Origin of the sequence: Mesorhizobium sp. M4A.F.Ca.ET.020.02.1.1, assembly GCF_004022645.1 — a bacterium.
Taxonomy (GTDB): Bacteria; Pseudomonadota; Alphaproteobacteria; order Rhizobiales; family Rhizobiaceae; genus Mesorhizobium.
Genome location: NZ_RZOI01000252.1, coordinates 1 through 7588, shown reverse-complemented (window position 1 = coordinate 7588; position 7588 = coordinate 1). Strand labels below are relative to the sequence as shown.

General features: G+C 59.2%; 5 protein-coding genes and 1 pseudogene. 4 read left to right on the top strand and 2 right to left on the bottom strand.

Features of this window, described 5'->3' with window-relative positions; all coding sequences use genetic code 11:
- The 3 genes from dctA to EN742_RS17035 all read left to right on the top strand — a co-directional run.
- A partial coding sequence (dctA, locus tag EN742_RS17045; protein WP_128333055.1) for a C4-dicarboxylate transporter DctA occupies positions 1-1102 on the top strand: 1102 nt, incomplete at its 5' end.
- A gap of 278 nt (positions 1103-1380) precedes the next feature.
- Positions 1381-2442 (top strand): LacI family DNA-binding transcriptional regulator, encoded by a 1062-nt coding sequence (locus EN742_RS17040; protein WP_091600622.1) that lies wholly within the window; start codon positions 1381-1383, stop codon positions 2440-2442.
- A gap of 164 nt (positions 2443-2606) precedes the next feature.
- Complete coding sequence (locus EN742_RS17035; protein WP_091600623.1) at positions 2607-3410, top strand: TIM barrel protein; 804 nt, start codon at positions 2607-2609, stop codon at positions 3408-3410.
- Between the two features lie 48 nt (positions 3411-3458).
- Here the strand turns inward: EN742_RS17035 and EN742_RS17030 are convergent, their stop codons facing one another.
- The gene (locus EN742_RS17030) at positions 3459-4376 is read right to left on the bottom strand and encodes a LysR family transcriptional regulator (RefSeq protein ID WP_091600624.1); all 918 of its coding nucleotides are present in this window, start codon (positions 4374-4376) and stop codon (positions 3459-3461) included.
- Between the two features lie 672 nt (positions 4377-5048).
- Here EN742_RS17030 and EN742_RS17025 point away from each other — a divergent pair.
- The gene (locus tag EN742_RS17025) at positions 5049-6350 is read left to right on the top strand and encodes an IS110 family transposase (RefSeq protein ID WP_236473627.1); all 1302 of its coding nucleotides are present in this window, start codon (positions 5049-5051) and stop codon (positions 6348-6350) included.
- 367 nt (positions 6351-6717) lie between these two features.
- Here EN742_RS17025 and EN742_RS40245 read toward each other — a convergent pair.
- Positions 6718-7055: pseudogene (locus EN742_RS40245) on the bottom strand (LysR family transcriptional regulator); the annotation flags it as partial.
- Positions 7056-7588 lie beyond the last annotated feature (533 nt).

Here is a 7588-nt window from a genome sequence, read left to right as displayed (position 1 = left end):
ACCTGTCATCTTCCTGACAATTGCGACCGGCATTGCCGGCATGAGCGATCTGCAGAAGGTCGGCCGAGTTGCCGCCAAGGCGATGGTTTATTTCCTCACCTTCTCGACGCTTGCACTCGTTGTCGGACTGATTGTCGCGAATATCGTTCAGCCTGGCGCCGGCCTCAACATCGATCCGGCCTCGCTCGATGTCCAAGCCGTTAAGGGCTATGTGGCCACGGCTCACGAGCAGTCCGTGACCAGCTTCCTGATGAACATCATCCCGTCAACGATTGCCAGTGCCTTCGCGGAAGGCGACATCCTGCAAGTCTTGTTCTTCTCGGTCCTGTTCGGCATTGCTTTGGCGATGACCGGAGAGACGAGCAGGCCGGTCGTTACCTTTCTCCAGGCGCTTACCGCCCCCATTTTTAAGCTCGTCGGCATTCTGATGAAGGCTGCACCCATCGGCGCCTTCGGCGCAATGGCCTTTACGATCGGCAAATACGGTATCGGTTCGGTGGCCAACCTCGCGATACTGGTCGCGACGTTCTATCTTACCGCCTTCCTCTTCGTGTTCGGGGCTCTCGGCGCGGTCTGCCGCTACAACGGCTTCTCGATCTTTTCTCTTGTCCGCTACATCAAGGACGAACTGCTGCTTGTCCTGGCAACGTCCTCCTCGGAGGCCGCGCTGCCCTCGCTCATGGAGAAGATGGAGAAGGCCGGCGCCGCGCGTTCGGTCGTAAGTCTCGTCATCCCTACTGGATACTCATTCAATCTGGACGGTACCAATATCTACATGACGATCGCCGCCCTCTTCATCGCGCAGGCGACGAACACAGATTTGTCAATTGCCGATCAGATCCTCCTGCTGCTAATTGCGATGCTTTCCTCGAAGGGTGCGGCAGGCGTCACCGGCGCCGGCTTCATCACATTGGCCGCTACTCTCTCTGTCGTGCCGAGTGTTCCCGTTGCCGGAATGGCTCTAATTCTTGGCGTGGACCGCTTCATGTCGGAATGCCGCGCGCTGACGAATTTAGTCGGTAATGCGGTGGCATCGCTCGTTGTCGCTCGCTGGGAAGGCGAATTGGACCAGTCACGGATGGAAGCCGCTTTCCGCGGTTAGGGTTACATCAAACTGGCTCCCCGCAAGCAAAATCGCAACAGCGCGACGTGTAAGTCGCGGCCTTGCCACAACAGTCGAATTGCCAGCCTCCAAAGAGCGCTGGAAATAGAGTACTAACGCAGTGAGTAATACAACACCATGAAGCCCCTAAGCAAACGAACGGTTCACGGAAACTCATCTGGGTGCGCATGGAGCGCTGTTCGTCGAATGCGCTATCAACCGCCGGGTGTGGGAACTATTTCAGCTTGCCGCCCCAAGCCGTCGCGGGAGCGCACCGGATGATGGAGGACCGGCCGATCAGAATCGCTAGGGGAAAGCGCGTCACAATTGCCGATCTCGCCCGCGAAGCCGGAGTCAGCGTAGCAACAGTCGATCGGGTTCTGAACGTCCGCCTTCCGGTGCGAGAGGAGACCGCCCAGCGGGTCCATGCGGCCGCGCACGCGATCGGCTATCATGCTGCCGGTCTCATCAAACAGCGCTTGCAGCAGCACCTGCCGCACTACAAGCTGGGCTTCATCTTGAGAAAACCTACCCACGATTTCTACCAAGATTTCGCTCGCAAGATCGAAGAGTCGGTCAGTATGGCTAAATCCTTCCACGGCCTTCCGATCATCGAGTTCGCGCAGTCACATTTGCCGCGTGACCTGCTCCCGCTTCTTAAGGACCTTGGGAGCCGCTGCCAGGCGATCGCCATGGTGGCGGCCGATCACCCGAAAATCACAGCATCAGTCGAGGAGCTCAAGGCGAAAGGTATCCCGGTATTTTCGCTGCTATCCGACTTCGCCGATGGCGTGCGCGAGGGCTACATCGGCCTCAACAACAGCAAGGTCGGACGGACTGCCGCTTGGGTGTTTTCCAAGACCGCAAAACGGCCCGGCAAGGTGGCGGTGTTTGTCGGAAGCCATCGCTTCCAGGCGCATGCGACGCGGGAAACGGCCTTTCGTGCGTATTTTCGTGAGAACGCGCCAAAATTCGAGGTGCTTGATGCGCTCGTGAACCTTGATGAACGGCAGCTCACTTACGAAAAATTGCTGGATCTTATGCAGCGGGAACCAGAGCTCGTCGGCTTCTATATGGCCGGCGGGGGGATAGAGGGGGCAATTTCCGCGCTCCGAGAAGAGGGGAGCGGTCAGGATCTCGTCGCGATCGTGAGTGAAATGACGCCGCAGTCACGTGGGGCGCTTGCGGATGACATCTTGACGATGGCGGTCGGCACGCCAATGCGCCGACTTTGCCAGGAGCTGATAATGGCAATGGAGCGGGCCATCAAAGCCGGCGTCGCGGAGAGCCCGGGGCAGACATTTCTGCCGTTCGACATTTATCTTCCGGAAAATATTTGAGCTTGATGGATTTCTATCATGAGCGCCCATTTTCCTTTCACCGATGAAAGGAAAGCTCGATTGACTCGGCCGTCTCTGTCCGATCTGTGAACCGGCGTGGTTCCGTCTTGAAAGAAGCCGGATGCCGAAATGGCAGCCGCGCTTCATGGAAGGAAAGTCAAGCAATGCGCCAGGTATCGCCCCGCTTTGCACTCGATCACATGGCGGCGCCCCGCCTTGACGTCAGTGCGCTTTTCGCGCTTGCCCGTGACCAAGGCCTGACCGACGTCCAAATCCGTTACCCTCATTTCAGCAATCCTGTCGCACGCGGCATTCCGGCTGCGGACGTCCGGTTTGCCGCTACCGAAGCGGGCATCACGATCATCTCTGTCAACGCCTTGCAGCGGTTCAACGACTGGACTCCAACGCGTCAGGCCGAGGCAAGCAACCTCGCCGATTATGCGACGGCGTGCGGGGCGGAGACGCTCGTTTTGGTGCCGGCCAACCGCAGCTCGTGGCCCACCAATAGCGAGCGCCAGGACAATCTTCGTTTCGCTCTAAACGAGATCAAGCCAATCCTCCAGTCGCGGGGTCTGATCGGTCTTATCGAGCCGCTGGGTTTCCGAACCTGCTCGCTTCGATCAAAGAAGGAAGCGGCCGAGGCCGTTGCCGCGGTTGATGGCCAGTCCGTCTTTCGCCTCGTGCACGACACGTTCCACCACACCCTGGCCGGGGAGACATGCCTGTTCTGCGAGCTTACCGGCCTGGTGCACATTTCAAGCGTAAACGACCCGACCTTCTGGATTTACCCCGATCGCTTTCTTGCAGGTTCCGACAATGGCAGCCAGATTCAGGCGCTGCTGGATGGCGGCTACGCGGGACCTTTCTCGTTCGAGCTGGTCGAGGAAGTCCATTCTCTGGACGATCTCGCAGGCGCACTTGCCGCCAGCATCGACTTTATCCGGCGAGGGCTATTGTCGTCAGAGTAGATGGTGACAGGAGTAGTGACTATAGGTGCGCCTGAATTTTCCGTGGGTTCACAGCGGGACAGCCATCCGAGATGCCTCTTGCATCATTATCTCCCGCATCCAGATGCTTGCCGGATCGCTATTGTGGAGGGCCGGCCATTGGAGGGTCTCGGTGAATGTGGGAAATGGCAGCGGAAGTTCGATAACCCGCAGGGGGAACGTGTTTTCGAAATGCCTGACCAGCCGCAAGGGCATGGTCGCTATACGAGCTGTGCCGGACACCATAGGTGGAATCATGCTGAAGCCCTGCACGGCGACCTCGACACGTCTCTTAAGGCCATGCTCAAGCAAAAACCATTCCTCGATAGACGGCTTCATCGTACGCCCGAACCTGACCGCGACGTGCCTCATCGACATGTATCTCTCGAATGTAAGCTGCTGTGGCAGCTGCTTGTTTGTGGGACAGCCTACGCACACGAGCTTCTCGTCAAACAGCGGAACGCTTGAATGCACACTCGACGTGAACATATCCGGTAGAATTAGAAAATCGACGTCACCGCGCCGGAGAAGCTCATCGGGGCTATCGTCGACAGGCAGCAGTTCGAAGCTGACGGCGGGGGCTTCCCGTGCAATACGCTCCACAAGCTTTTCGAAAAACACGAGCGTGACGAAATCGGAAAGAATGATCCTGAAGAGGCGATCGGCTCGAGCTGGGTCAAACGGATCCGAAGAAATAATCGAGCACTGGATGTGCTGGAGAGCGTCGCGAACTGCGGGGGCAAATGCTGCCGCACGCGGGGTTAGAAATCGTTCGCGACCTCTTATCGTAAACAGTTCATCGCGGAAATAATCGCGCAGTCGGGCGACGGCCGCACTCATGGCGGGCTGACTCAGGTTGATCCTGCGTGCCGCCGCCGAGAGATTACGCTCCGTCAGGAGTGCGTCGAGCACAACGAGGAGATTTAGATCAAGTCCTTTGAAACGCATGTCATCAGCCATCCATGGGATGGATGCCTTTAACCGAAACAAACGACTTTAACAATTTAGCATTCTTGCAATCTTTTGTCGCAAAAAGTTTATGATGGATGACGTTAAGGTCCGACATATGAGCCGCGTGATCTGCCGAAGCGAGCAATCGTACGTACTGTGCAGGTCAGAGATTGGCGGTTTGAAATGCCGGGCCGATGGCGCCGGGCTATCAACCAGCGTCTTCGGCGGCCCCGACCTAGCAAGGCGTGGTCCGAGGCGACTGATGGGCGGTTTGATCCTAAGCTGCCGTGAGGCCTGTGTTGTATCGGCGAAGCCAATGCAGCAGTTCGGCAGCGTTTTTGAGAGCTGTTGTAGGCTCGGCCTAAGCCCATTGGCGCAAGCCTGTCTGAACGAAGCGCTTGGCCTTGCTGTTATCCGGTGGTGATCTGTGGTGCCTTTTCGTCCTGCCGTTCTTGTTTTGGAACGCCCTTATGGTGAGCCCATCCGGGACGTGGGGCACCGGGAGCACGAAGGTGCAGGCAGGCCGTCAATAGACCGTGGGCTGAGAGCCCGAGCTCGTTACATCGCCGCCCCTCGCGACTTTCCCGGAGGCGCTGCGAGCGCGGATCAGTAGATGTCGTGTTACCCGCCAGCTCCCGTCTTTGACCGAGCCAAGAAGGAGGAACGGGCATGCGCATCATCGGACTGGATATTCACCGCGCCTTCGCCGAAGCAGTGGCATGGGAGGATGGCAGGCTCAGGCGACTCGGCCGCGTCGACATGCGGCGCGATCTGCTGGCGGCGTTCGCCGCGAAGCTGTCGCCGAACGATGTCGGGGTGATCGAGGCCACCGGCAACGCGACGTCCGCTACGGCTGTGGTTGCGCCGCATGTGAAGAAGGTGGGGATCGGCAACCCGAAACAGGTGCGTATCATTGCCTATGCCAAGATCAAAACGACGATCGAGGCCGACGTTCTTGCGCAGCTCTATGCCAGCGGCTTCTTGCCAGAAGTCTGGATTGCGGACGAGCCGACGCAGGCTCTGCGTCGACAGGTGACACGGCGCAATCAGATTGTCCGACAGAGATCTCGATTGAAGACCGTCATCCAGTCGATCCTTCATAGCCACCTGATCCCGTCCTGCCCGCATGCCGACCTGTGCGGCGCCAAGGGTCGGACCTGGTTAATCGAGCAGGTCGTACCGCAGGACGAGCGCCTCGCGATCGATCGGCATCTGCGCGAGTTCGACCGATTGGGCGAAGACCTCCAGGTCATCGAACGCGATCTTGCCCGCTCGGCTCTCGAGGATGAAGGCGTGAAGCGGCTGATGACCATTCCCGGCGTCGACATCACCGTCGCGCTGGCGATGAAGGCGGCGATCGGCGACGTGTCGCGCTTCGACGATCCGCAGAAGCTCGTGACCTATCTCGGGTTGAACCCAAGCGTCCGACAGTCCGGCCAGGTCCGGCCTACCATGGGCGGATCACCAAGCAGGGCCGTGGTCATGCGCGCGGCATGCTCGTCGAGGCGGCCTGGGCGGCCGCTCGTGCTCCCGGACCGTTGCGAGCCTTCTCCCTGCGGCGTGCGAGCCCGGCGCGGACAGCATGTCGCGGCCGTGGCAACCGCACGCAAACTCTCTGTCGTGATCTGGCATCTGTTGATGAAGGGCGAGAGTTACGCGTGGGCTCGACCCTCCCTGCATGCCAAGAAGCTTGCGCGATGTGGAACTCAAGGCCGGGAGCAAGGCTGTGCGCGGCCAAAAGGGAGCCGCGCACGCCTACAACATAAAGAGCCACCGGGAAGAAGAGCGCCGCTGGGTGGAGCAGGCCGAGGGCGCCTATGCACGCCTCGCCGCCGGTTGGAACCCACGAGGTCCGAAGAGGGTAGGCACGGATGCCGCAAACGAGGCGCGACGATAGAAGCTGCGCGGCAGGGCTCTCATCTCGGACCCTGCTCTTCGCCACGCGGTCGTCCGTGCGCGACAGGAGAATAGCGCAGATTTATCAACAAGGCTCTTGTCGATCACATCAGTGGTCTTGGGCGCTGTACGGCCGGGTGAAGACTTTGCAGGTGGCCCGGAAAGCGTTTGACCTGTAGCGAAGCAATTGTCGTCATTACGCGCTCGACCCGGGCGCCCAGCTTGGCATAAGAGCTACGTGGCCTCAGGAAGCGTCGTCAATGCAGACCATGGACGAATTCCCAGCCGATGCCGAGATGCCGGTCGACCGTGCCTGTCGCCGTCCGGTGATGCGATGCCCCCGAGCGCATGAGTTCGCCCCGGATGCTCCCGGTCACGACGCACGGGTTCGGGTTCCAAGGCGCTCAGTTTGTTCGCGCCTAATCGGTGTAGGGCGCGGCAGAAATACGAGCGTGACGAAATCGGAAAGAATGATCCTGAAGCGGCGATTCGGTAGAGCCGGGTCAAACTATCCGACGAAATAAACGAGCACTGGATGGGCAGGAGAGCGTCGCGAACTGGAGGGCAAGAGCTCCCGGACGCAGCGTTAAGTTTGAATACCTCCGCGGACATGGTCGCGAGCTCATCGCGCAAATAATCGAGCAGCCGAGCGCCGGCCGCACTCATGACCGGCTGGGCTCGGTTAATCTTGCATGCCGCGCCCATGAGGTTGCGCTCTGTCGGGAGTGCGTCGAGCACAACGAGGAGATGTAGTTCACGACCTTTGAAACGCGTGGTCAACTATCCAAAGTGTGGATGCCTTTCATCGAAACAAACGATTTCATCAATGTTGTGGAATCCTGCATGGGCAGAAGCACCTGACGGACACCGATGCCCCACTGCCTCATGGCGTGGCGAGCGTCTTAAGAAACCGCCCGAAAGGAGATTTTTCATGCGCTCTACCGGGCAGTGGAGTGTTGGGAAAGGGAGTTGCAACTGACCGGCCATGTCAAACTGTCCGACTTCTTCCGAGCCTATGGACAGACTGGGAGACGCGCACGGTGTAGCGGCTCACATCGTCATACTGCACCTACGCCACACACCGGCCGGACCTGATCCGGCTTTATGAGCATTGGGCTTTGTCAGTCGCACAAGCGTGGTGGCTATTTTCGCGAGGCGGCGCGCCTCAGGAACTGAGCCGCGTCCAGGTCGAAACGCGGGAAAGAAAGACAGGAAACAGAATGGCCGATCAATTCGCAACGGACGTCATTGCCCTGATCAAGAAACGCGCCGAGTCGGAGAGCGGTGAGGGAATGCCTGCGTCATTCGTCGGC

What these genes read in the sequence shown, in the direction of transcription:
- EN742_RS17035 (WP_091600623.1), top strand. Translation starts at nt 2,607, where the DNA reads ATGCGCCAGGTATCGCCCCGCTTTGCACTCGATCACATGGCGGCGCCC.
- EN742_RS17025 (WP_236473627.1), top strand. Translation starts at nt 5,049, where the DNA reads ATGCGCATCATCGGACTGGATATTCACCGCGCCTTCGCCGAAGCAGTG.
- EN742_RS17040 (WP_091600622.1), top strand. Translation starts at nt 1,381, where the DNA reads ATGATGGAGGACCGGCCGATCAGAATCGCTAGGGGAAAGCGCGTCACA.
- EN742_RS17030 (WP_091600624.1), bottom strand. Translation starts at nt 4,376, where the DNA reads ATGCGTTTCAAAGGACTTGATCTAAATCTCCTCGTTGTGCTCGACGCA.